Source organism: Silicimonas lutimaris (assembly GCF_047314965.1).
Classification (GTDB): domain Bacteria; phylum Pseudomonadota; class Alphaproteobacteria; order Rhodobacterales; family Rhodobacteraceae; genus JAVJUV01.
Genome location: NZ_JBLBVK010000040.1, coordinates 81,425 through 103,651 on the forward strand (window position 1 = coordinate 81,425; position 22,227 = coordinate 103,651).

A 22,227-nucleotide genomic window follows, 5' to 3' on the forward strand; every position below is an offset into this window, starting at 1 on the left:
GGCCCGGGCCTGTCCCGGGCCGTTTTGCACCGGATCAGGGGCACAGCGCATGATCGTCGTCGAAGACCTTCACAAGCATTTCGGGGGCTTCCACGCCGTCGACGGTGCCTCGCTTGAGATCGCCAAGGGCTCGATCACCGGGTTGATCGGACCGAATGGCGCTGGAAAAACAACACTTTTCAACGTGATAGCCGGACGCCTGCCACCTACTTCAGGCAAGGTGTTTATGGATGGCGAAGACATCACCGGTCTGCCGCCGCATGACCTCTTTCACAAGGGACTGCTTCGCACGTTCCAGATCGCGCATGAATTCTCGTCGATGACGGTGCGCGAAAACCTGATGATGGTGCCGGGCGGCCAGTCGGGCGAGACGATCTGGAACGCCTGGATCGGTCGGAAACGCATTGCCGAGGAAGAGCGCGCGCTGTTGAAGAAGGCGGACGAGGTCCTGGAGTTCCTGACCATCGACCATCTGAAGGACGAGAAAGCCGGAAATCTCTCGGGCGGGCAGAAGAAGCTTCTGGAGCTTGGCCGCACGATGATGGTCGATGCCAAGATCGTCTTTCTGGACGAGGTGGGCGCGGGCGTGAACCGCACGCTTCTGAACACGATCGCCGATGCGATCGTGCGGCTGAACAAGGAGCGCGGCTACACGTTCTGCGTCATCGAGCATGACATGGATTTCATCGGCCGGATCTGCGACCCGGTGATCTGCATGGCCGAGGGTAAGGTGCTTGCCGAGGGCACGCTCGACGAGATCAAGGCGAATGAACAGGTGATCGAAGCCTATCTGGGCACGGGCCTCAAGAATAAGGTCAAGCAGGAGGCCGGGGCGTGAGCGATCCATATGATGACCGGGGCAACAAGGATGTGTCCATTGCGAATCCGAGACCTGCGGGAACTCTGAGAGCGTCTCCCGGAACCGGGTCGGCGGCGCACACCTCCGATGCGTTCCTGATCGGCGACAGCATGACCGGCGGATACGGGTCGGGCGCCGATATCCTCCACGACTGCACCATTGCAGTGAACGAAGGAGAGATCGCTGTAATCGTCGGACCCAACGGCGCTGGCAAGTCCACGGCGATGAAGGCGGTCTTCGGCATGCTGAACCTGCGCAAGGGTTCGGTCCGGATCGGCGGCGCGGACATCACCCGTTTGTCACCACAGGACCGGGTCGCGAAGGGCATGGCCTTCGTGCCGCAGACCAACAACATCTTCACGTCGATGACCGTCGAGGAAAACCTTGAAATGGGCGCTTTCCTCCGCCGCGACGACATAAGCGGAACCATGGCACAGGTCTATGATCTGTTCCCCATTCTGAAGGAAAAGCGACGGCAGGCGGCGGGCGAACTCTCCGGTGGCCAGCGCCAACAGGTTGCCGTGGGTCGGGCCCTGATGACGAAGCCGAAGGTTCTGATGCTGGACGAACCCACCGCGGGCGTCAGCCCGATCGTCATGGACGAGCTGTTCGACCGGATCATCGAAGTTGCGCGCACGGGCATCTCGATCCTGATGGTCGAGCAAAATGCCCGCCAGGCTTTGGAAATCGCGGACAAGGGGTACGTGCTTGTTCAAGGCGCGAACGCCTATACCGACACGGGCCAGGCTTTGCTGGCGGATCCTGAAGTGCGGCGGAGTTTTCTTGGGGGATAAAGATGCGGACCGAGAGAAGCACAGCCGGACACCACTCACACGCCTGGAGCGAGGAACCGGGCAACGGTCGGGCGGGATAGACGGAATGGTCTCCCGACCGGCGGAACCGGGCGTCGCCCTGGGCGGGCATGCCACTCGGAACGGAGACCTGTGTGATGCTGAACACGTTGATAGTTCTGGCTTTAATGGAATCTGCCGCGACAGAGGGATCGGCCATACGATGCGAATTTCCGGGACGAAATATGGCGCAGACGCCAATGTACGTTCTGCTGACGCCGAAGCCTTCGCTGAAGGATCAACCCGGCCTATTCCGCGTCATGATGCACGTGGAAGGACGCTCGCCTCTGAAGGCGATTGCGCAGCCGATCCCGGCAACAGAGGAACGCGACGTGTTGATCCGCGGCACTCTCGGACACTCCGCGATGTACACGGTCGGAATACGCGACGACGGTTCGGCCGCATTCAACATGCAGACCCTCAAGTCGGACGACGGCTCGGTGAACACGCAGACCCGGATTGGCAAATGCCGTGGGATCGAAACCTACATCAACAGGTGGTTGCCACGATGATGACTGTCCCTGCAGCCTTAGGAAAGTGAGACGATGGACCTCTTGAACGCCCTAGTGGCCTTGGCAAACTTCGTCATCGTGCCGGCGGTCGCCTACGGCTCCCAGCTTGCGTTGGGTGCGCTTGGCGTCACGCTGATCTACGGCATCCTGCGGTTCTCGAACTTTGCCCACGGCGACACGATGGCCTTTGGCGCGATGGTGACAATTCTCATGACGTGGTGGCTGCAGAGACTGGGCGTATCGCTTGGACCGCTACCGACGGCCTTGCTGGCGTTGCCGGTCGGCATTGCAGGTACCGCGCTTCTCGTCCTAGCGACCGACAGGCTGGTCTACAGATTCTACCGCGAGCAAAAAGCGGCGCCAGTCATCCTTGTTATCGTCTCGATGGGCGTGATGTTCGTGATGAACGGAATCGTACGCTTCATCATCGGGGTGGATGATCAGCGCTTTGCGGACGGGGCGCGTTTCATCATCTCGGCCCGCGACTTCAAGGAAATGACCGGATTGGAGGAGGGCCTTGCCATCAAGGCAACCGCTGCCCTGACCGTTGTCGTGGCGATCATCGTGGTGGCCGCGTTGTTCTGGTTCCTGAACAACACGAGAACCGGCAAGTCCATGCGGGCTTTTTCGGACAATGAGGATCTAGCCCTTCTGTCGGGCATCAACCCCGAACGCGTCGTCGCGATCACCTGGATCATCGTGGCTGGCCTCGCCACGATTGCCGGGGTGCTGTACGGGCTCGACAAGAGTTTCAAGCCGTTCACCTATTTCCAGCTGCTACTGCCGATCTTCGCGTCCGCGATTGTTGGCGGCCTGGGGAACCCGCTGGGCGCTATCGCAGGCGGTTTCGTGATCGCTTTTTCCGAGGTGACGGTGACTTATGCGTTCAAGAAAGTCGCCGGATACATCCTGCCCGAAAGCCTTGAGCCCGATGGGCTGATTCAGCTTCTGTCGACCGACTACAAGTTCGCGGTCAGTTTCGCGATCCTGATCATAGTTCTGCTGTTCCGGCCGACCGGCCTCTTCAAGGGGAAAGCCGTATGACCCTGACATCCAGAGATATCCTGCTATTCGCGGTCGTCTTCGGCCTCATCGTTGCAACGGGTTTCCTGCAAAGCTGGAACGTGGCCCTAGGCATCGTGAACATGGGGCTGATCTCGGCGATCATGGCCCTCGGTGTGAACATGCAGTGGGGCTATGCCGGCCTGTTCAACATCGGCGTCATGGGTTTCGTGGCCTTGGGTGGTCTTGGCGCGGTCATTGTCTCGATGCCGCCGGTAGGAGAGGCATGGGCCGCTGGCGGGCTGCGCGTGGTCGGAGGATTGCTACTCGGGCTGCTGACCATCGTGGCCGCAGCCAAAGCATGGAAACGGATGCCCGCGGGCCGCGCACGCGCCGCGGCGATGATCGCGATTCTGGTTGTCGGTTTCTTCGTTTTCCGGAACGTGTTCGATGCGGGCGTCGCCGCAGTCGAGGCCATCGATCCCGCAACCACCGGATATCTCGGTGGCCTTGGCCTGCCCGTGATCTTTGGGTGGCCGGTCGGCGCACTTCTGGCCGCCGGCGCTGCGTGGGTCGTCGGCAAGACCGCGCTCGGACTTCGGTCGGATTACCTTGCGATCGCAACCCTCGGGATTGCCGAAATCATCATTGCCATCCTCAAAAACGAGGACTGGCTGGCGCGCGGCGTGAAGAACGTGATCGGGATTCCGCGCCCCGTGCCCTATGAAATCCAGCTTCAGAAAAGTCCGGGCTTCATCGAATGGGTGAACGCCTGGGGCTTCGATCCGATGACGGCCTCGGCGATATCGGTAAAGTTGGCCTACATGGGCCTGTTCCTTGGCGTTCTCGTCCTGCTGCTCTGGCTGGCCCAGTCTGCCTTGAATTCCCCCTGGGGCCGCATGATGCGGGCCATTCGCGACAACGAGGTCGCAGCGGAGGCCATGGGCAAGGACGTAACCGCACGGCATCTGCAGATCTTTATCCTAGGTTCTGCGGTCTGCGGCCTTGCGGGCGCGATGATGACCACTCTTGACGGTCAGTTGACGCCCGGAACGTACCAGCCCTTGCGCTTCACCTTCCTGGTCTGGGTCATGGTGATCGTCGGCGGTTCCGGCAACAACTTCGGCGCGGTGCTGGGCGGGTTCCTGATCTGGTTCCTCTGGGTCATGGTCGAACCGATCGGCCAGAGCCTGATCGGGCTGGTGACCTCCGGCATGGCCGAAGGATCTTGGCTGAAGGAGCATCTTCTGGACAGCGCCGCGCATATGCGTCTGCTGACGATGGGGCTGATCCTGTTGCTGGTACTTCGCTTCAGCCCGCGCGGGCTGATCCCCGAGCGGTGATCGTCACCTTCATTCCGGCGGCGGGGCGCTCCAGCCGGATGCGGGGGCGCGACAAACTGCTGGAAACCGTGGGCGGTGTACCGATCCTGCGGCGCGCGGCTATCGAGGCCCTGAAGGCGGGGGTCGGTCCGGTGATCGTCGGCATCGGGCCGGAAGACCGGGAGCGGCGGAAGGCGCTGCGCAATCTCGACGTCGATATCCTTGACGTCGAGGACGCCGCGGAGGGCATGGCCGCCACCCTGCGGGCCGGCGCGCGGGCCGCGCTTGCGGCGATGAATGCCACTTGGGAGGGCGATTACGAATACTTCGGGATGCTGGTGATGCTGCCGGACATGCCGGGGATAGAGGCATCCGACATCATGGAGATGGACCGGGTGTTCCAGGCGCGGGGTGGTCCCGTCGTGCGAGCGACGACCGAGGATGGACGCGCGGGGCATCCCGTTCTGTTTCCCGATCACGCGGTGCGCGACTTCGAAACCCTGTCCGGTGACAAGGGCGCGGCAGCGATGATGGAGGGGGAGCGCATCGAGTTCGTGGCGCTGCCCGGTCAGCGCGCAGTTCAGGATCTGGACACGCCCGAGGACTGGGACGCCTGGCGCGCGGAGACGGACCATCCACGATAGGCCCGCGACCGGCCCAGCGCTCTCTTGCCAAGTCCGCGCTTTCAGGCCACACCCGCCGCATGGAAGGCACTCGCGACATCGTTTGCATTGGCTCGGTCCTCTGGGACGTGATCGGACGTTCCGGCGCCGTGATGCGTGTGGGGTCTGACGTTCCCGGGCGGATCACCCGACTGCCGGGCGGCGTGGCGATGAACATCGCGATGACCCTTCGGCGCTTCGGATTGCATCCTGTCCTGCTGACGGCGATCGGCCGGGACGAGGAGGGCGAGGAGCTGATCGCTGCCGCGGAGCGGCTGGGCATGGAAACCGGACTTATCTACCGTTCGGACGATCTTCCCACGGATATCTACATGGCTGTCGAGGGCGCCAATGGGCTGATCGCCGCCATTGCGGATGCACATTCTCTTGAGGCTGCGGGCGACAAGATCCTCCGGCCTCTTTCCGACGGACGGCTGGGCAACCCAAACACCCCTTTTTCCGGATTGATCGCTCTTGATGGGAACCTGACCGAAGACCTGCTGGCTGAAATCGCGCGGAGCCCGCTTTTCGCGGCGGCGGACCTCCGGGTTGCCCCGGCCTCGCCCGGCAAGGCCGAGCGGTTGCTGCCGTTGCTCTCCTGCCCGCAGGCGACGATCTACGTGAACCTCGAAGAGGCCGGGTTGCTCTGCCAGGACAGTTTCGAGACGGCCGAAATCGCCGTCAATACCATGCTTCAGCGTGGCGCCGCGAATGTGCTGGTCACGGACGGAGGGCGGATCGCTGCGCATGGCTCGCCCGAGGGGGTGATCACAGCAGAGCCTCCGCAGGTCCTGGTGACGCGCGTGACCGGAGCCGGCGACACCTTCATGGCGGCGCATATCGCCGCCGAAGCTCGGGGTGAAGCGCGCGAAAAGGCGCTGTTCACGGCGCTGAAAGCAGCTGCGGATTATGTCAGTGGGGACGTGAGATCATGACATTTCCAATGGATCTGGCACCGGACGTAAGTGACGCACTGGCCTCTCGAAAACCGGTCGTAGCGCTGGAATCGACGATCATCAGCCACGGAATGCCATTTCCCCGAAATATCGAAACCGCCCGCGCGGCCGAGGCGGCGATCAGGGAAAGCGGCGCCACGCCCGCAACCATTGCCGTTCTGGACGGGCGAATCCGGATCGGGATTTCGGACGCGGAACTGGAACGTCTCGGTGACCCGGATAGCGACGGCATCGAGAAACTGTCCCGTCGCGATCTTGCAGCGTGTCTTGCCACAGGCGGTTCCGGCGCGACGACGGTCGCGGCCACAATGATCTGCGCCAACCTTGCCGGGATCAGGGTATTTGCGACCGGCGGCATCGGCGGTGTTCACCGGGGCGCCGAACTGAATTTCGACATCTCGGCGGATCTGCAGGAACTGGCGCAGACTCCGGTGACCGTTGTGTGTGCAGGAGCGAAGGCAATCCTCGACATTCCGAAAACCCTGGAAGTGCTTGAAACACTTGGGGTGCCGGTGCTCAGCTTTGGTCAAGACCTGTTCCCCGCCTTCTGGTCCCGCTGGCATCCGGACCGCATTGCATCACCGGGGACCGTTTCATCGACGGGGGAAATAGCCGATCGGATCCTCATGTCGCAAAGACTTGGCCTCAAAGCCGGGCATCTTGTTGCGAACCCCATTCCCGAGACCGATGAGATCCCCGGAGAGGTGATCGGGCCAATCATCGAGCAATCGCTGAAGGACGCGGAGGCGAATCCGGATATCTCGGGCAAGAGGCTCACCCCGTTTCTGCTGGACCGCGTTTTCGCCCTGACCGAGGGCCGTTCCCTGGACTCCAATATCGCGCTTGTGCTCAACAACGCGCGACTGGCCGCGAAAATTGCTGCTGACCTGTGCGACAGGGCGGGAAACAAATGATTTCAACCGGTACTGTTGCCGCCGTCATTCGGACCGCTTACGTTACGGGCATACCAGCGAGCCCCGCCAGATGACGACACCGTTCGAAGAAGATCATGAACCCCGGAAACGCCGCAGCGTCTTTGCGTGGTTCCGAAGCTCGTTCCTGACCGGCCTCGTGGTGATCGCACCCATCGGTCTGACGCTCTGGCTGATCTGGACCGTCGCGGGCTGGGTCGACAGCTGGGTTCTTCCTTTCGTTCCCGTGTGGTTGCGGCCTGATCAGTACGTCGGGCTGAACATCCGCGGTATCGGCGTTATTGTCTTCCTCATCTTCACGATCATCGTCGGCTGGATGGCCAAGGGGATCATCGGTAAATCGCTGATCCGCTGGGCCGAGAGCGTAGTTCAGAACCTGCCGGTGGTGCGGTCTGTCTATAACGGACTGAAACAGATCGCGGAGACCGTTTTCGCCCAGTCGGAAACCTCGTTCGACAAGGCCTGCCTCGTCGAGTACCCGCGCAAGGGTATCTGGGCTATCGCGTTCATGTCGACCTCGGCCAAAGGCGAAATTTCCTCCAAGATCGCAGTCGAAGGCGACAAAGCCGCCGTGTTCCTGCCGACCACCCCGAACCCGACCTCGGGGTTTCTTCTGTTTCTGCCCAAATCGGACGTCATTCCGCTGGAGATGAGCGTCGAAGATGCCGCCAAGCTGGTGATATCCGCCGGCCTCGTCTATCCCGACGGCTCCAAGGCCCTGCCTACGCCGATCGGCAATGTCCGCCCACCTGCGGCACGCGCATCCGGCACCTGATTATGCACTCGACCTCGTAGAGAGGCGTTTCCTCCAACTCCGAGGAACTCCGTCAAACGGGCAAACCGGCCTACTGGGCCGACCATCCTCCATCGGCGGAAATCGCCGTGCCCGTTATCTGGCTGGCCGCATCCGAGCATAGGAAGGTCACGATACCCGCGATCTGTTCGACGGTGACGAACGCTTTCGAGGGCTGTTTGAGCAGGATGACTTTCTCGATCGCCTCGTCTTCCGAAATGCCGTACTCCTTCGCAGTCGCCGGAATCTGCTTTTCTACCAAAGGAGTAAGCACATAACCGGGGCAGATGGCGTTGGCCGTGATCGGCTCCTTGGCGGTTTCCAGCCCAACGACCTTGGTCATGCCGACGACGCCGTGCTTGGCCGTGACATAGGCCGACTTGAAGGGGCTGGCGCGGAGGCCGTGGGCGGAGGCGATGTTGATGATGCGGCCCCAGCCGGCTTTGCGCATCATCGGGAGCGCTGCAGCGGTGGTGTGGAACGCCGAGGACATGTTGATCGCAATGATCGCATCCCATTTTTCGACCGGGAATTCAGGGACAGGGGCCACGTGCTGGATACCCGCGTTGTTGACGAGGATGTCGCAGGCACCCGCCTTTTCAATCAGGGCACGGCAGTCCTCGCCCTTCGACATATCAGCCTGGATGTACCGCGCGTTCGTGCCGGTTTCCTGAGATATTTCAGCGGCTAACGCGTGATCGTCCGGAGCGTCGGTGAACGAGTTCAACACCACGTCCGCTCCCTGGCGGGCCAATTCCCAGGCAACGCCGAGGCCGATGCCAGAGTTCGATCCGGTGATGACGGCGGTCTTTCCTCTCAGCGACATGTGCGGGCTCCCTTCGCGGCTGCGGCAATTCTTTCGCGCCTGCAACATACCGGGTTCGCCCGGCTCTGCCAGCCCCGAAATCGCCGTCGGCAAAGCGTCGGCGAAGCGTCGGCAAAACGTATGGCACGGGCGTGCGGCCGATTTACCGGCAGTCAGGAATGTCCCGGGCCGAGGGGGCGCTGCCCCCGCTCGCGCATGGCGCGAGCCCCCCGAAGTATTTTGGCCAAGAGGAAGCGCAAAATCGATTCAAATTGTCTTCTTCTTTTTTCAAATACTCCGGGGAGCGCGAGGGGTAGCGCCCCTCGCATCCGCAGGACAAGACCCGGACAAAGTCTGACCGCATTTCGACGTTAGGCTCGGCAAACCGATTTGGAGCACATATGGCTTTGTCGAGCCGACACCTGTTGATTGCAGCCCTGCTGGCCTCAGGCCTTCTTTCCCTTCCCGGCACGCCCCGAGCCGACGGGATTCTTCCGGTCGCGTAGGGCCGGCATTCGACCGTCCTAATTCTTCACGCCACCACGCCGCCGCCTCCGACGGGTTCGTGGGTCGAGTTCATCGCCAAAGACGACAGGGGCATTCCCCAATTGATTGGGGTCATCGAATTCGTTCTCGGACAGCGCGATGACGCCGTCTTTATCGAACTGTCCGAAGTGGACGCGATGCAGATGGCCCGCGCCGGGCAAGCGAACCCTCTGCGCCTTCGGAAGTTCGCCGAGCCCGACCCCGAGGCCGTGGCGGAACGGCAAAGGTTCCGGGATAGCGGACAGCGGGTGACGCTGGCTCCGCGTCTCAGGACTATCACCGCGCCGGTGAACGTGTCGGGCGAGGTGGCGGGCGAATGAAATCTGTTCACGCCTCAGCCACGCCAGTCCGCAACGCCCGCGACCATCCGGTCGATCAGGACCGGTCCCTCGGCAAGCACGAAGCGGCGCCACGCAATATCGGTCGGACAGCAAAGGGTCACGTAGTCCCGGCGCAGCGAGTCGCGGTCAGGATCGTCCTGCCCCTCGTGCCTCAGCCAGCGGTCCAGCCGGTCGCCGCGAAAGACCGAATAGGCGTCGCCCGTGCCGAACTCGAACACCGCGCCTGCGACGCGCGCACCGGGTACCTCCTGACCGATGGCCTGCCACAGCAGACCCGCATACCGCGCCGGAACCGGCGATTGCAGGCCGGTGCCATCGGGGCGGTCGAGTTGCCACCACCGGGCGGCCCGGGCGTATTCGGCGCTGTCGCGGGACGAGAACACGATGGGGACGATCTCGCCGTATTCACCCATGCCCGTGTGCCAGTCGATGAACCCGATGCGCTGCGAACCGGACAAGTGGTCGGCTACGATCCGGCGGAAGGTGAGGTTCGACCATTCGGGCGCGGTGCCGGTAAAGAAGATGCCGTCGGACCACGCGCTTTGGCCTTCGACGGCCTGGCTTTCGATGCTTGCCCCGGCAGCGGCGATCTCGGCCCGATAGCCGCGATGGGCCGCAAGGTGCGCCTCGGCGCTGTCGGCGGGCCCGTGCAGGAAAGGCATCAGCCGGTCATAGGCCGGGTTCGGGCGCGAGAATCCGGGTGCGAAGTCGTTGAAGTTGCGGTTCAGATCGACGTTGTTCTCGGTCGCGCGCGTGCCGTGGGAGAAACCCCAAGGATTGACGGCGTGGACCAGAACCAGCCGCAGCCCGGCGATGGCCTCAGCGGAGGCGCATTCGCAAAGCCAGCGATGCTGGATTGCCGAGCCGCACCCGGCCTCGGATCCGTGCGTTCCCGAGATCACGATGGCCGCACTGTCGGCGTCACGATCTCCCAGAACGGCAACGTCGACGGCAAGCTCTTCGCCGTCCCTGCCCCGGATGTCCTCCCTGCGATAGCTGTGGAGTGTCGCGCCCGCCTTTCGGGCGGCCAAGACGAACCTGTCCCGCGCCTCGGCGTAGTTCCTGGAAAACGAGTCCGGCATCAAGGCGACCTCGATCAGGATGGCGGCCCGATGCCGTCTCCACGGCGCAGACTAGTCCGCGCCGCGGAACCTGAAAACCGGTTTCGCGCCTACTCGGCCGCTTCGGCGTATTCTTCCAGCGGCGGACAGGTGCAGACCAGGTGCCGGTCGCCCCAGACGTTGTCGACGCGGTTGACCGGAGGCCAGTACTTGTCGACGCGGAAGGCACCTGCCGGGTAGCAGCCCTGTTCGCGGGTATAGGGGCGGTCCCATTCGCCCACGAGATCTTCGACCGTGTGCGGCGCGTGCTTGAGCGGGTTGTTCTCGGGGTCGATCCTGCCCTCTTCGATGGCGCGGATCTCGTCACGGATCGAAAGCATGGCGTCACAGAAACGGTCGAGCTCGGCCTTGGTTTCGCTTTCGGTCGGTTCGACCATCAGCGTGCCCGCCACGGGCCAGCTCATCGTCGGGGCGTGGAAGCCGTTGTCGATGAGCCGCTTGGCGATGTCGTCGACGGTGACGCCTGCACTTTCGTCGAAGGGGCGTGTGTCGAGAATGCACTCATGCGCAACCCGGCCGTTCGTGCCCTTGTAGAGCACGTCGAATGCGCCTTCGAGCCGCTTGGCGATGTAGTTGGCGTTCAGGATCGCAACCCGCGTCGCCTGCGTCAGCCCCTGCCCGCCCATCATCAGGATATAGGCCCAGGAGATGGGCAGGATGCCGGGCGAGCCGTAGGGCGCCGCCGACACGGGGCCTTCGCGGCCGCCGGTTTCCGGGTGGCCGGGCAGGAACGGCGCGAGGTGCGCCTTGACCCCGATCGGCCCCATGCCGGGACCGCCGCCGCCGTGGGGGATGCAGAAGGTCTTGTGGAGGTTGAGGTGCGAGACGTCTCCGCCGATCTCTCCCGGCTTGGCAAGGCCGACCATGGCGTTGAGGTTCGCGCCGTCGATATAGACCTGCCCGCCATGCTTGTGCGTGATGTCGCAGACCTCGCGCACCGTCTCCTCGAAGACGCCGTGGGTCGAGGGATAGGTGATCATGCAGGCCGCCAGCCTGTCGCCCGCCGCCTCGGCCTTGGCGCGGAAGTCCTCGACGTCGATGTCGCCCCTTTCGGTGCATTTCGTCACGACGACTTCCATCCCGCACATCTGGGCGGAGGCCGGGTTGGTGCCGTGGGCGTTGATCGGGATCAGGCAGACCTTCCGCCCTTCATCGCCGCGCGACCGGTGATAGGCCATGATCGTCAGGAGGCCTGCGTATTCGCCCTGCGCACCCGAGTTCGGCTGCATCGACATCGCGTCGTAACCGGTGATCGTGCAGAGCTTGGCGGAGAGGTCGGCGATCAGTTCGTGATAGCCCTCGACCTGGTCGGCGGGGGCGAAGGGATGCAGCATCGCGAAATCCGGCCAGGTGATCGGCATCATCTCTGCGGCCGAGTTCAGCTTCATCGTGCAGGATCCGAGCGGGATCATCGCGCGGTCGAGCGCGAGGTCGCGGTCGGCGAGACGGCGCATGTAGCGCATCATCTCGGTTTCGGCCCGGTTGTGATGGAAGGTCGGGTGGGTCATGAAATCGGACGTGCGATGATATTCGACCGGAAGGCGGGTGTATCCCGCTTCGAAATCGTCACGGCTGAAGTTGAGGCCGAAGGCGCGCCAGACGCCCTCGAGGACCGCCGGGCGGATCGTCTCGTCGACCGCGATGCCGATCTTGGTGTCGCCGACCTTGCGGAAGTTGATCCGCTCGCGCCGGCCCGCTTCCATGATGACGCCCTGGAGCGCGCCGACCTCGACGGTGATCGTATCGAAGAAGAGTTCCGGCTCGATCTTGTAGCCGCCGGCCTCGAGCCCCATGACCAGACGCTCGGTCTTGCGGTGGATACGCTGCGCGATAGCGCGGAGGCCATCGGGGCCGTGGAACACCCCGTAGAAGGAGGCCATCACGGCAAGGAGCGCCTGCGCGGTGCAGACGTTGGAGGTGGCCTTCTCGCGCCGGATGTGCTGTTCGCGGGTCTGGAGCGAGAGGCGGTAAGCCTTGTTGCCGCGCGCGTCGATCGAGACGCCGACGAGGCGGCCGGGCATGGCGCGCTTGTGAGCGTCGCGGCAGGCCATGTAGGCGGCGTGCGGGCCGCCCCAGCCCATCGGCACGCCGAAGCGCTGGGTGGATCCGACCGCAATGTCGGCGCCGATGGCGCCCGGCTCCTTGAGGAGCGTCAGGGCAAGAGGATCGGCGATGACGATACCAAGCGCCTTGGCCTCGTGCAGCGCCGCGATCTGATCGGTGAAGTCGCGAACGTGGCCGTAGGTGCCGGGATACTGGAAGATGGCGGCGAAGACTTTAGACGGATCGAGGTCTTCGGGGGCGCCCACGATGCATTCGATATCCAGAGGCGCGGCGCGGGTTTTCATCACCTCGATGTTCTGCGGGTGGCAGTTCTCGTCGATGAAGAAGGCGGTGGCCTTCGACTTGGCGACGCGCTGCGCCATGGTCATGGCTTCTGCAGCGGCGGTGGATTCGTCGAGGAGCGAGGCGTTGGCGATCTCGAGCCCGGTCAGGTCGGAGATCATGGTCTGGTAGTTCAGCAGAGCTTCGAGCCGGCCCTGCGAAATCTCGGGCTGGTAGGGCGTATAGGCGGTGTACCAGGCGGGGTTCTCGAGGATGTTACGCTGGATCGCGGGGGGCGTGACGGTGCCGTAGTAGCCCTGCCCGATCATCGTGGTGAAGACCTTGTTCTTCAGCGCGACCTGCCGCATGTGGTAGAGAAGCTCGCGTTCTGACAGGGGTTTGCCGAAATCCAGCGGCTCCGCCTGCCGGATCGATTTCGGCACCGTCTGGTCAATGAGCTCGTCGAGGTCCTTCACGCCAAGCACCTTGAACATCTCCTCCATCTCCGCGGGAGACGGTCCGATGTGGCGGCGGTTGGCGAAGTCGTAAGGCAGGTAGTCGGTCGGCGTGAAGGTCATTTCGGTCTCCGTTGAGGGCAAAAGTCTTCGCAAGACTTTTGGCGAATTTCTTGGAAGAAATTCGCGCCTATTCGATCATTTCCTTGTATTCGTCCTCGGACATGAAGTCGTCGAGCTGGCTCATGTCGTCGACTTTCATCTTGAAGAACCATGCCGCGCCGAGCGGATCTTCGTTCACGAGACCCGGGTTGTCGACGAGATCGTCGTTCACTTCGACGATTTCCCCATCGACGGGGGCCACGATGTCGGAAGCGGCCTTGACGCTTTCGATCACGCAGATCTCGTCACCCTTCGAGACCATCGTCTCGGCTTCGGGCAGTTCGACGAAGACGACGTCGCCCAGCTGCTCGGAAGCGTGCTCGGTAATGCCCACGACGACGAGATCGCCCTCAACGCGCAGCCATTCATGTTCTTCAGTATATTTCATGGATCTCTTTCCCTGTTGATCACCGTTTGAAATTCGAGGGGCGGAACGGCAGGTCGGCGACGGTGACCGGCATCCGCTTGCCGCGCACATCGCCTTCCAGTTTCGTTCCCGTCGCAGCGTCGTCAATAGCGACGTAGCCCATGGACATGGGAGCCTCCAGCGAGGGACCGAACGCTCCCGAGGTCACCTGCCCCGTTTTCTTGTCGCCTGCATAGATTTCGGTCCCCGCACGCATGGGTGCGCGGCTTTCGGGCAGAAGTCCGACCCGGCGGCGAGACGCGCCGTTTTCGAACTGATCGAGGATCACGTCCGCGCCCGGAAAGCCGCCCTCGCGTTCGCCGCCGCGGCGGCGGACCTTCTGGATCGCCCATTCGAGTGCCGCCTCGACCGGCGTCGTGGTGGTGTCGATATCGGAGCCATAGAGGCAAAGGCCGGCCTCCAGACGGAGCGAGTCGCGCGCGCCGAGGCCGATCGCCTCGACCTCGTCCATCGCGAGGAGCGCCTCGGTCAGGGCCGTTGCGCGGTCGTCGGGCACGGAAATCTCGTAGCCGTCCTCGCCCGTGTAGCCGGAGCGCGACACCCAGAGTTCGGCACCGTCCCAGTCGAAGCTGGCGACATCCATGAAACGCATGTCCGCAGCGCCGGGGACAAGGCGGGCAAACGCCGCTTCGGCCTTCGGACCCTGAAGCGCGATCAGCGCGCGGTCGGTGATGGGCTGAACCTCGCAGGCGGCGGAGAGATGTGCGGTCATGTGCGCGATGTCATCGGCCTTGCAGGCGGCGTTGACGACAACGAACAGGTGATCGCCCCGGTTCGCCACCATCAGGTCGTCAAGAATCCCTCCCTGATCGTTCGTGAAGAGCGCATAGCGTTGACGGTTCTCGCCCAGACCGAGGATATTGACCGGTACGAGCGTTTCGAAGGCGCGCGCGGCGTCAGACACGTCGCCCGAACGCGGCACGACGCGCACCTGTCCCATGTGGCTGACATCGAACAGCCCGGCGTTCTCGCGCGTCCAGAGATGTTCCTTCATGACGCCAAGCCCATACTGGACTGGCATCTCGTAGCCCGCGAAAGGCACCATCTTGGCGCCACGTGCGAGGTGAAGGTCGTATAGCGGTGTGCGTTCCAGCTCCGGCATCGGCTCCCCGTCAAAATTCGCCGACGCGGACGCGCCGGGCACCTGTCGGGCAAAAAGCCTTGCCCGTCGGCGCCCCCTCTGTCCTTTCGCCTGAGATCGTTATCCCTTCGGCGGCCCGAGACCGGGCACTCTCCAGAGTCTTTAGCGGCGCGGCGGTCCGTTTGCCTGAGAGTTTACCGGGGCGGTTGCTCCTTCGGCACCGGGTCTTTCACCCGGATTCTCCCGTCGCGTCATCCAAAGCCATACGCCGGTTTCGCAGGCTCTGGCAAGCCCTTGTATTCCGCCGTGCACCAAGGCAGGTGATTGCCATGACACGGCCATTCTTCTTTGGATACGGGTCGCTGGTGAACCGGGCGACCCACGATTACTCAGACGCGCATCCCGCGCGGATTTCGGGATGGCGGCGCGCATGGCGGCATGTCGAGGGGCGCAAGGTGGCGTTCCTGACGGCAGTGCCTGCGCCGGAGTCGTCCATCGAAGGGCTGATCGCGCATGTGCCGGGCGGGGACTGGGCGGCGCTGGACATGCGGGAGCACGCCTATGCGCGCGTTCTGGCAACGGACGTGGAGCACGGCATCGCGGGCGGCCCGGAAATTCACATCTATCATGCTCCCGCCGACATGCATGCGCCCGCCTCGGAGATGCGGCCAGTACTTCTGAGCTATGTCGATGTCGTGGTGCAGGGCTATCTGCGGGAGTTCGGCGAGGATGGCGTCGCCCGGTTCTTCGAGACGACGGATGGCTGGGATGCACCGATGCGCAATGACCGGGCGAACCCGTTGTATTCCCGGCACCAGGTGCTGAGCGCGGAAGAAACGGCGCTGGTGGACGACTGGCTGGGCAGGCTTGGGATCACGCCTTTCTAGCGACGGTGCTGGAAGACCTGGAAGATGCGCTGGTGGCGCAGGAACGGGTCCGGCCGCACGCTGTCGCTGTCGATGCGCCCGAGGAGCCGCCGCGCGAGCCCGACCGAGATCGCGGCAAAGAGCACGCCGCCCACCGCCTGGCCGATCAGCACCCCCGGCGCGCCGAACCATGCGGAAAAGAGCATGACCAATGGGATGGTGCCCAGGGTGTGACGGCCCCAGTTGGTGAGCGTCGAATAGAACGGGTGGCCGAGGTTGTTGAAGGCCGCGTTCGAGACGAAGATCACGCCGTTGAAGAACCACATGAGCGAGAGCGGTCCCGCGAAGAGGAAGACCAGGGTTCGGGCGAGTTCGGCATCCTGGAGTACGAAGATCCATTCAAGCGGCCCCCGGAGCAGGAACAGCGCAAGCGAGACAAGGCAGGTGACGCCCGCGGTGAACATCAGCGCTTCGCGATAGGTGCGGGTCACGCGTTCGGCATTCCGGGCGCCGGCGTTCTGGCCGATGATCGGGCCGACCGCGCCCGAGAGCGCGAAGAGGATGGCGAAGGCCACGGGGGTGAGGCGGCCGACGATGGCCATTCCGGCGACGGCCTCCTCGCCGTATTCGGCCATGGCGCGGGTAACATAGGCCTGGCCCACGGGCGTGGCGAGCTGGGTCAGGATCGCCGGTAGCGCGATAGCGAAGACGGGACGGATATCGGCCGAGAGACCCCTGGCACCGGGGCGCGTGAACCCGCCATGGAACCGCTGGATCGCGGAGAGCGCCAGACCGGCGATGGTGAAGCGCGCGGCGATCGAGGCCAGCGCCGCGCCGGTCAGTTCGAGGTCCAGACCGAAGATCAGGATCGGGTCGAGCACCGCGTTCACGACGCCGCCGAGGATCAGGACATTCATGGAGCGTCGCGCGTCGCCATGGGCGCGCAGGATGGCGCCGCCGACCACGCCCACCAGGAGAACCGGCAGGCTGGGAAGAACGATCTGCATGTAGTGGACTGCGAGATCGCGGGTCTCGCCCGTGGCGCCCAGAAGCGAGACGAGCGGCGCGATGTTCAGCCAGACCACGGCCGCGAAGACCGCGCCGAAGAGGAAGCCCAGGATCAGGCTGGACGTGGCGCGCCGCCGGGCCAGACCTTCGTCGCCCTCGCCCAGCGCACGCGCGACAAGCGCTCCGGACGCGATGGCCATGCCGATCCCGAAGGAGCCGGTGAAGAACAGGATCGCGCCGGCATAGCCGACGGCCGCGGCCAGCTCGGCCTTGCCCAGCATCGAGATGAAGATCATGTCGATGAAATCGACCGCGAAGACCGCCATCAGCCCGACCGAGGAAGTGACGGACATCACGGCGATGTGCCGCATCAGGTTGCCTTCGAGGAATCTCGCCGGTTCTGCCATGGGATCTCTATCGCAGCAGCCGGGGAAGAAGGAAAGGGTTGGTCCGGAAGGATGGCCGCAGGCCTGGATTGGATGCCGGGAATGGCAGGAACGAGGCCAATCGGGTCCTTGAGCAGTATCAAGGATAGACGGCCAGGAACCAGCGTAGACCTTCTCGGGCAGAGTTAGATTTCGCACCCTAAGAGTTACCTGCGGATGGAGAAGTTGAGATGAAGCCCAGAAGTCTCGCACGGATCGTTCTGTCTTTGGCGCTCATTGTGCCGCAACTGGTCTTTGCTCAAGTAAGCGTAGACGACCGGCTTGCGCCTGGGCATCCACCTTTGGTGATCGCGCATCGCTCTGCCGTAATGGGCGAATGGCCCGAAAACTCCCTGGCCGCAATCTGGTATGCTATCGACCGCGGCATTGAAGCCATTCACATCAATCCTCAGCTTACTGCTGACGATCAATATGTGTTGATGCACGACCATACACTAAACAGGACTACGGATGTCGAAAGGGTGTTCCCCGAAGGGCCTCCGGATGGTCCCTCACGCGCAAGCCGAGGCGGCAAGGACTATGTCCGCGACTACACACTCGAGCAAATCCGGCGACTGCGACTTCTGAATAGCAAACCTGGTTATGACGAACCTGTTCCAACGCTGGGTGAGGCGCTTGATCTGGTCGATGGACGCTTACTGGTTCTTCTTGGTCTCAAGGCCTACGAGGTGGATAGCCTTGCGGCCGGGCTTGGAGAAAGAGACGCAGAGAACCTTCTGCTCTTCGATCTCTACTATTCGGGGACTGACCAAAGCAAATTGCGCGAAGCATCCACCGCGACCGGCATCGGCGTGGCGGTTGCTCTGTTTCGATCGCGGAACTACCTTGCCGATTTCGACGCGATCTATGCACAGCTTGGATCGACGATCAGGATGGTCAGCGTCGCCAGCGCCAATCTGACCCCCGAGTTCGTCTCAAGACTCGAAGAACTGGGGATTGTGCTGACGATAAGTTCCGGTGGCCCAGAGGATTCGGCCTTGGTCAACGGCAATGACACGGGTCCTTGGCGCGCGGTGCTTGATCGCGGGTTCTCTGCGTCCACAGATCAACCGGACCTCGTGCTGAAGCTCCTTGGCAAGTGAGACGAGAAAGCGATGGTCACTAGTTCGCCTGCCGTGGCCGCCGTACGGCATTCGATTGAATGCCCGCCTAGTCCCGCAAAGCAGACATTCACCGGATGCGCCAACAAGAGCCGTTGGGCTTGGAGAGGCGGTATCGGTACGTCTCCCCTTCCCATTTGGTCAGCTGTGACTTTGCCGCAGCGGGCCCCGGAAGCCAGCCGCAAAAACAATGGGCGACCCCGAAGGATCGCCCGATGCTCTTTGGCGTGTGTGGACCGCTCAGAGCATCATCTGGTAGGTCGCGGGCACATAGTGAAAGCCGCCCTCGCCGCGGGTGTCGACGAAGCCCATGCCGGGGAACGGCATGTGGTAGCCGACAAGCGGAATACGGTCGGCGGCGGCCATTCCGAGGACCTTCTTGCGCGAAGCGGCGGCGGCGGCCTTGTCGATGTCGAAGCGCACTTCCCAGTCCGGATAGGCCAGCGACCAGACGTAGTGGTTCGCGGTGTCCGCCATCAGGAGAAGTTGCTTGCCACCCGACTCCAGCATGTAGACCATGTGGCCCGGTGTGTGTCCGAAGGCGGCCATGCCAGTGATGCCGGAAGCGACGCTGCCGCCGTCTCCGATGAATTCGAAGCGGTCTGCGAACGGCTTTACCTTTCCGGCGAAGGTCTCGTTGTCGGTGCCATTCCAGTGATCGAACTCGACCTGGCCTGTGACGTAACGCGCGTTGGGATAGGTCAGGCTGCCATCTTCACCTGTCATTCCTCCGACATGGTCACCATGCATATGGGTGATGACGACGACGGTCACGTCTGCCGGCATGATGCCCGCCGCTTCCAGTGCGGCGGTCGTGCCTGCGGCGCTGAGACCCGTGTCGAACAGGACGACATCGCTGCCGGTGCGCACGACCGTCGGCGTGAAGAAGAACTGTGCCTTGTCGGCAGGAATGAAGTTCTGTGCGCTGACGGCGGCGAACTCTTCCGGGGAGACGTTCATGCCGAAGATTCCCTGCACCTCTTCCACCGGACGGGTACCCGCCAGCAGGGTCGATACCTGGAAGTCTCCAAGAGCAAACGTGTTCTGTATCGCGTTGGGCGCTGCGGCGGCGTGTCCTCCGGCCAGCGCCGGAGTTGCGGAAAGCCCTGCGGCAAAGGGCATGGCGGCCCCGGCAGCGAGAACCGAACGACGTGAAATATTGCCTCGAGTCATATGAAAACCTCCTTGGGTGTTAACTCTGGCGAGAGTTAATTCACCGCGCAGGAACGTCGATGTGCATTTGCGCACAGGGCGACGCAGAAATCGGCAGAGCTCAGGACCACCACTGGTCGATCGCGGCGATATCCGCGTCGGACCATCCGAAATGATGCGCCAGTTCATGGATCATCACATGCGCGACCAGGTCGGCCAGTGCTACATCGCCACGATGCACCCACTCGTCCAGGATCGGGCGGCGGAAGAGCCAGATGGCGTCCGGCTGACCCGGCTGATCGGCGACGGATTTCTCGGTCAGCGGAATGCCGTCGTAAAGACCCGTCAACTCGAAGGGGTCCTCGATCTCGAGCCCGTCCAGCATCTCGTCACTGGCGAACTCCTCGATCCGGAGCGCAACCGACAGGGCCGGACCGCGAAACGCCTCGGGTAGCGCTTCGACGGCGGCAAGCGCCATTGCCTCGATATCCGCCGCGTCGGGCGCTGTGGCTTCGGTCCAGTCCATTGGATTGCGATAGCGCCGAAAACACCTGTGGGCCAGAGGATGTTTCCGGTAGGATGGGACCATGAGCCAGAACAAGACCCAGGCAACGGACGGAGACGTGCAAGCTTTCCTGACCGGCGTCTTGCCGGACTGGAAACGGGCGGATGGGCTGCGCCTTGACGCGATCTTCCGCGAAGTGACCGGGTTTCGGCCGGTCATGTGGGGGGCTTCGATCATAGGCTACGGGCGCTATCACTATGTCTACGAAACGGGTCGGGAAGGCGATTTCCTGGCCACCGGATTTTCGCCGAGATCTCAGAATTTCTCGATCTACATCATGCCGGGATACGCGGATTTCAGCGACATCCTGAAGCGCCTGGGCAAACACAACACCGGCAAGTCCTGCCTGTATGTCAGACGATTGTCGGACATAGACGAAAACGTGCTCGCCGAAGTGATCCGGGCCGGCCTGGACGACCTTCGGGCGCGATGGGAGATTCATCCGGAATAGGCGCTGGCAATGGACAAATCGGCCGCCATGTGAAAAACGCTCGCGGGCACAGGAGAGTTCCATGATCACCACCCGTTTTGCGCCCTCACCCACGGGCTATATCCATGTCGGCAACCTGCGGACCGCGCTGTTCAACTGGATGATCGCGCGCAAGGCCGGCGGCACCTTCATCCTGCGCATCGACGACACCGACCCCGAGCGGTCGAAGGAAGAATATGTCGACGCGATAAAGGAAGACCTGGAATGGCTGGGACTGACCTGGGACCGTGTCGAACGGCAGTCCGAGCGGCTGGACCGTTATGCCGAGGCGGCCGACACCCTGCGTCAGATGGGCCGTTTCTACGAGGCGTGGGAAACGCCGACCGAACTGGACCTCAAGCGCAAGAAGCAGCTGAACATGGGCAAGCCGCCGGTCTATGACCGCGCCGCGCTGGCGCTGTCCGAGGACGAGAAGGCACGGATGCGCGCCGAACGCGGCGCCGGCGTCTGGCGGTTCAAACTGGACCAGGAGCGGATCGACTGGACCGACGGCATCCTCGGCGACATCTCGATCGATGCCGCCAGCGTCTCGGACCCGGTGCTGATCCGCGCGGACGGTCAGGTTCTCTACACGCTTGCCTCGGTTGTCGACGACACCGAAATGGGCGTGACCCACGTGGTGCGGGGATCGGATCACGTGACCAACACCGCGACGCAAATCCAGATCATCGAGGCGCTCGGAGGCTCGGTGCCGTCGTTCGCCCACCACTCGCTACTTACGGGGCCACAGGGCGAAGCGTTGTCGAAGCGTCTCGGCACACTGGCACTGCGGGACCTGCGCGCCAAGGGTGTCGAACCCATGGCACTCCTGTCCCTGATGGCGCGGCTGGGGTCCTCCGACCCGGTCGAACTGCGCGCCAGCCACGACGAGCTGATCGAAGGCTTCGACCTGTCGCATTTCGGCGCGGCGCCGACCAAGCTCGACATCGAGGACCTGACCCCGATGACCGCACGGGTCGTGCAGATGCTGGAAAGCGGCGACGTGGCGGCCGAACTGGCCACCGCAGGCGTGCCCGAGGGCTTGCGCGACGCCTATTGGCAGGCGGTGCGCGGAAACATCGAAACGCGTGCCGGAGCCGGCGACTGGTGGAATGTGTTCGCCGGCGGGGCAGAGCCTGTCGTGGCGGACGAGGACCGCGATTTCGTGGCTGAAGCCCTGGGCCTGCTGGGGGAGCCGCCCTACTCCGCCGAGACCTGGGGAAACTGGACCAACGCGGTCAAGGAGGCGACGGGGCGCAAGGGCAAACAGCTCTTCATGCCGCTGCGTCTCGCGGTCACGGGACGGGCACGCGGCCCCGAAATGGCCGACGTCATGCCACTTCTCCAGAAGAAGCCCAAGCTCTAGACTTCTTCCTGGTTCAAATACGGCGGGGAGCGGGGAACCCCCCCACCAGTCGTCGCCGAAGGCGTCGAAACCCCCTTGCGCTGATGGCGCTAACAGTTCATGG

General features: G+C 63.2%; 22 protein-coding genes and 1 riboswitch. Of the genes, 14 read left to right on the forward strand and 8 right to left on the reverse strand.

From position 1 onward, the window contains the following. Positions 1 to 49: 49 nt before the first annotated feature. From ACKLNI_RS06040 to ACKLNI_RS06080, 9 genes are all read left to right on the forward strand, one after another. Positions 50 to 838 (forward strand): ABC transporter ATP-binding protein, encoded by a 789-nt coding sequence (locus ACKLNI_RS06040; RefSeq protein WP_413718151.1) that lies wholly within the window; start codon positions 50 to 52, stop codon positions 836 to 838. After that, the gene (locus ACKLNI_RS06045; protein WP_413718152.1) at positions 835 to 1,653 is read left to right on the forward strand and encodes an ABC transporter ATP-binding protein; all 819 of its coding nucleotides are present in this window, start codon (positions 835 to 837) and stop codon (positions 1,651 to 1,653) included. The genes ACKLNI_RS06040 and ACKLNI_RS06045 overlap by 4 nt, the downstream gene beginning before the upstream one ends. A gap of 242 nt (positions 1,654 to 1,895) precedes the next feature. Continuing rightward, positions 1,896 to 2,222: a hypothetical protein gene (locus tag ACKLNI_RS06050; protein ID WP_413718153.1), complete on the forward strand. Its 327-nt coding sequence runs from the start codon at positions 1,896 to 1,898 to the stop codon at positions 2,220 to 2,222. Positions 2,223 to 2,255: 33 nt separating this feature from the next. Further along, positions 2,256 to 3,266, forward strand: a complete 1,011-nt coding sequence (locus ACKLNI_RS06055) for a branched-chain amino acid ABC transporter permease (protein WP_413718154.1) — start codon at positions 2,256 to 2,258, stop codon at positions 3,264 to 3,266. Next, on the forward strand, positions 3,263 to 4,567 hold the full coding sequence (locus ACKLNI_RS06060; protein ID WP_413718155.1) for a branched-chain amino acid ABC transporter permease: 1,305 nt from the start codon (positions 3,263 to 3,265) through the stop codon (positions 4,565 to 4,567). Before ACKLNI_RS06055 ends, ACKLNI_RS06060 begins: the two co-directional genes overlap by 4 nt. Beyond that, a complete protein-coding gene (locus tag ACKLNI_RS06065; protein WP_413718156.1) occupies positions 4,564 to 5,190 on the forward strand; it encodes a nucleotidyltransferase family protein in 627 nt (208 codons plus the stop codon). Before ACKLNI_RS06060 ends, ACKLNI_RS06065 begins: the two co-directional genes overlap by 4 nt. A 59-nt stretch (positions 5,191 to 5,249) precedes the next feature. Then, positions 5,250 to 6,143 carry a PfkB family carbohydrate kinase gene (locus tag ACKLNI_RS06070; RefSeq protein WP_413718157.1) on the forward strand — a complete coding sequence of 298 codons (894 nt, stop codon included), beginning with the start codon at positions 5,250 to 5,252 and terminating at the stop codon, positions 6,141 to 6,143. Next, the gene (locus ACKLNI_RS06075; protein WP_413718158.1) at positions 6,140 to 7,078 is read left to right on the forward strand and encodes a pseudouridine-5'-phosphate glycosidase; all 939 of its coding nucleotides are present in this window, start codon (positions 6,140 to 6,142) and stop codon (positions 7,076 to 7,078) included. The genes ACKLNI_RS06070 and ACKLNI_RS06075 overlap by 4 nt, the downstream gene beginning before the upstream one ends. 70 nt (positions 7,079 to 7,148) lie before the next feature. Then, positions 7,149 to 7,871, forward strand: a complete 723-nt coding sequence (locus tag ACKLNI_RS06080; protein WP_413718159.1) for a DUF502 domain-containing protein — start codon at positions 7,149 to 7,151, stop codon at positions 7,869 to 7,871. Positions 7,872 to 7,941: 70 nt separating this feature from the next. On the opposite strand, the gene ACKLNI_RS06085 is transcribed toward ACKLNI_RS06080, so the two are convergent. Further along, positions 7,942 to 8,715, reverse strand: coding sequence for a 3-hydroxybutyrate dehydrogenase (locus ACKLNI_RS06085; protein ID WP_413718160.1), 774 nt, complete (start codon positions 8,713 to 8,715; stop codon positions 7,942 to 7,944). A gap of 587 nt (positions 8,716 to 9,302) precedes the next feature. Between ACKLNI_RS06085 and ACKLNI_RS06090 the strand changes: the two genes are divergently transcribed. After that, positions 9,303 to 9,560 carry a hypothetical protein gene (locus ACKLNI_RS06090; protein WP_413718161.1) on the forward strand — a complete coding sequence of 86 codons (258 nt, stop codon included), beginning with the start codon at positions 9,303 to 9,305 and terminating at the stop codon, positions 9,558 to 9,560. A gap of 14 nt (positions 9,561 to 9,574) precedes the next feature. Here the strand turns inward: ACKLNI_RS06090 and ACKLNI_RS06095 are convergent, their stop codons facing one another. The 4 genes from ACKLNI_RS06095 to gcvT form a co-directional block, all read right to left on the reverse strand. After that, complete coding sequence (locus tag ACKLNI_RS06095; protein WP_413718162.1) at positions 9,575 to 10,663, reverse strand: DUF2817 domain-containing protein; 1,089 nt, start codon at positions 10,661 to 10,663, stop codon at positions 9,575 to 9,577. Between the two features lie 89 nt (positions 10,664 to 10,752). After that, positions 10,753 to 13,605, reverse strand: coding sequence for an aminomethyl-transferring glycine dehydrogenase (gene gcvP / locus ACKLNI_RS06100; protein WP_413718163.1), 2,853 nt, complete (start codon positions 13,603 to 13,605; stop codon positions 10,753 to 10,755). Positions 13,606 to 13,672: 67 nt separating this feature from the next. Continuing rightward, positions 13,673 to 14,032 (reverse strand): glycine cleavage system protein GcvH, encoded by a 360-nt coding sequence (gene gcvH / locus ACKLNI_RS06105; RefSeq protein WP_413718164.1) that lies wholly within the window; start codon positions 14,030 to 14,032, stop codon positions 13,673 to 13,675. Between the two features lie 19 nt (positions 14,033 to 14,051). Then, complete coding sequence (gene gcvT / locus ACKLNI_RS06110; RefSeq protein ID WP_413718165.1) at positions 14,052 to 15,173, reverse strand: glycine cleavage system aminomethyltransferase GcvT; 1,122 nt, start codon at positions 15,171 to 15,173, stop codon at positions 14,052 to 14,054. 143 nt (positions 15,174 to 15,316) lie between these two features. Continuing rightward, a riboswitch (glycine riboswitch) is annotated at positions 15,317 to 15,408 on the reverse strand. A 73-nt stretch (positions 15,409 to 15,481) separates the two neighbouring features. Between gcvT and ACKLNI_RS06115 the strand changes: the two genes are divergently transcribed. After that, positions 15,482 to 16,039, forward strand: a complete 558-nt coding sequence (locus ACKLNI_RS06115; RefSeq protein ID WP_413718166.1) for a gamma-glutamylcyclotransferase family protein — start codon at positions 15,482 to 15,484, stop codon at positions 16,037 to 16,039. Here the strand turns inward: ACKLNI_RS06115 and ACKLNI_RS06120 are convergent. Then, a complete protein-coding gene (locus tag ACKLNI_RS06120) occupies positions 16,036 to 17,433 on the reverse strand; it encodes an MATE family efflux transporter (RefSeq protein ID WP_413718167.1) in 1,398 nt (465 codons plus the stop codon). The genes ACKLNI_RS06115 and ACKLNI_RS06120 overlap by 4 nt on opposite strands. A gap of 209 nt (positions 17,434 to 17,642) precedes the next feature. Here ACKLNI_RS06120 and ACKLNI_RS06125 point away from each other — a divergent pair, with 209 nt between their 5' ends. Next, positions 17,643 to 18,554 carry a glycerophosphodiester phosphodiesterase family protein gene (locus ACKLNI_RS06125; RefSeq protein WP_413718168.1) on the forward strand — a complete coding sequence of 304 codons (912 nt, stop codon included), beginning with the start codon at positions 17,643 to 17,645 and terminating at the stop codon, positions 18,552 to 18,554. A gap of 258 nt (positions 18,555 to 18,812) precedes the next feature. On the opposite strand, the gene ACKLNI_RS06130 is transcribed toward ACKLNI_RS06125, so the two are convergent. Beyond that, complete coding sequence (locus tag ACKLNI_RS06130) at positions 18,813 to 19,745, reverse strand: MBL fold metallo-hydrolase (protein WP_413718169.1); 933 nt, start codon at positions 19,743 to 19,745, stop codon at positions 18,813 to 18,815. 100 nt (positions 19,746 to 19,845) lie between these two features. Further along, positions 19,846 to 20,250 carry a metallopeptidase family protein gene (locus ACKLNI_RS06135; RefSeq protein WP_413718170.1) on the reverse strand — a complete coding sequence of 135 codons (405 nt, stop codon included), beginning with the start codon at positions 20,248 to 20,250 and terminating at the stop codon, positions 19,846 to 19,848. A gap of 61 nt (positions 20,251 to 20,311) precedes the next feature. Between ACKLNI_RS06135 and ACKLNI_RS06140 the strand changes: the two genes are divergently transcribed. Continuing rightward, entirely contained in the window at positions 20,312 to 20,740 is a 429-nt protein-coding gene (locus ACKLNI_RS06140; protein ID WP_413718171.1) for a DUF1801 domain-containing protein, read from the forward strand. Between the two features lie 61 nt (positions 20,741 to 20,801). Continuing rightward, complete coding sequence (gene gltX, locus ACKLNI_RS06145; protein ID WP_413718172.1) at positions 20,802 to 22,124, forward strand: glutamate--tRNA ligase; 1,323 nt, start codon at positions 20,802 to 20,804, stop codon at positions 22,122 to 22,124. Positions 22,125 to 22,227: the final 103 nt, after the last annotated feature.

Bases quoted from the DNA above. Each gene is read 5' to 3' on its own strand.
- ACKLNI_RS06040 (WP_413718151.1), top strand. From the start codon at position 50: ATGATCGTCGTCGAAGACCTTCACAAGCATTTCGGGGGCTTCCACGCC.
- ACKLNI_RS06050 (WP_413718153.1), top strand. From the start codon at position 1,896: ATGGCGCAGACGCCAATGTACGTTCTGCTGACGCCGAAGCCTTCGCTG.
- ACKLNI_RS06055 (WP_413718154.1), top strand. From the start codon at position 2,256: ATGGACCTCTTGAACGCCCTAGTGGCCTTGGCAAACTTCGTCATCGTG.
- ACKLNI_RS06060 (WP_413718155.1), top strand. From the start codon at position 3,263: ATGACCCTGACATCCAGAGATATCCTGCTATTCGCGGTCGTCTTCGGC.
- ACKLNI_RS06070 (WP_413718157.1), top strand. From the start codon at position 5,250: ATGGAAGGCACTCGCGACATCGTTTGCATTGGCTCGGTCCTCTGGGAC.
- ACKLNI_RS06075 (WP_413718158.1), top strand. From the start codon at position 6,140: ATGACATTTCCAATGGATCTGGCACCGGACGTAAGTGACGCACTGGCC.
- ACKLNI_RS06080 (WP_413718159.1), top strand. From the start codon at position 7,149: ATGACGACACCGTTCGAAGAAGATCATGAACCCCGGAAACGCCGCAGC.
- ACKLNI_RS06085 (WP_413718160.1), bottom strand. From the start codon at position 8,715: ATGTCGCTGAGAGGAAAGACCGCCGTCATCACCGGATCGAACTCTGGC.
- ACKLNI_RS06095 (WP_413718162.1), bottom strand. From the start codon at position 10,663: ATGCCGGACTCGTTTTCCAGGAACTACGCCGAGGCGCGGGACAGGTTC.
- gcvP (WP_413718163.1), bottom strand. From the start codon at position 13,605: ATGACCTTCACGCCGACCGACTACCTGCCTTACGACTTCGCCAACCGC.
- gcvH (WP_413718164.1), bottom strand. From the start codon at position 14,032: ATGAAATATACTGAAGAACATGAATGGCTGCGCGTTGAGGGCGATCTC.
- gcvT (WP_413718165.1), bottom strand. From the start codon at position 15,173: ATGCCGGAGCTGGAACGCACACCGCTATACGACCTTCACCTCGCACGT.
- ACKLNI_RS06115 (WP_413718166.1), top strand. From the start codon at position 15,482: ATGACACGGCCATTCTTCTTTGGATACGGGTCGCTGGTGAACCGGGCG.
- ACKLNI_RS06120 (WP_413718167.1), bottom strand. From the start codon at position 17,433: ATGGCAGAACCGGCGAGATTCCTCGAAGGCAACCTGATGCGGCACATC.
- ACKLNI_RS06125 (WP_413718168.1), top strand. From the start codon at position 17,643: ATGAAGCCCAGAAGTCTCGCACGGATCGTTCTGTCTTTGGCGCTCATT.
- ACKLNI_RS06130 (WP_413718169.1), bottom strand. From the start codon at position 19,745: ATGACTCGAGGCAATATTTCACGTCGTTCGGTTCTCGCTGCCGGGGCC.
- ACKLNI_RS06135 (WP_413718170.1), bottom strand. From the start codon at position 20,250: ATGGACTGGACCGAAGCCACAGCGCCCGACGCGGCGGATATCGAGGCA.
- ACKLNI_RS06140 (WP_413718171.1), top strand. From the start codon at position 20,312: ATGAGCCAGAACAAGACCCAGGCAACGGACGGAGACGTGCAAGCTTTC.
- gltX (WP_413718172.1), top strand. From the start codon at position 20,802: ATGATCACCACCCGTTTTGCGCCCTCACCCACGGGCTATATCCATGTC.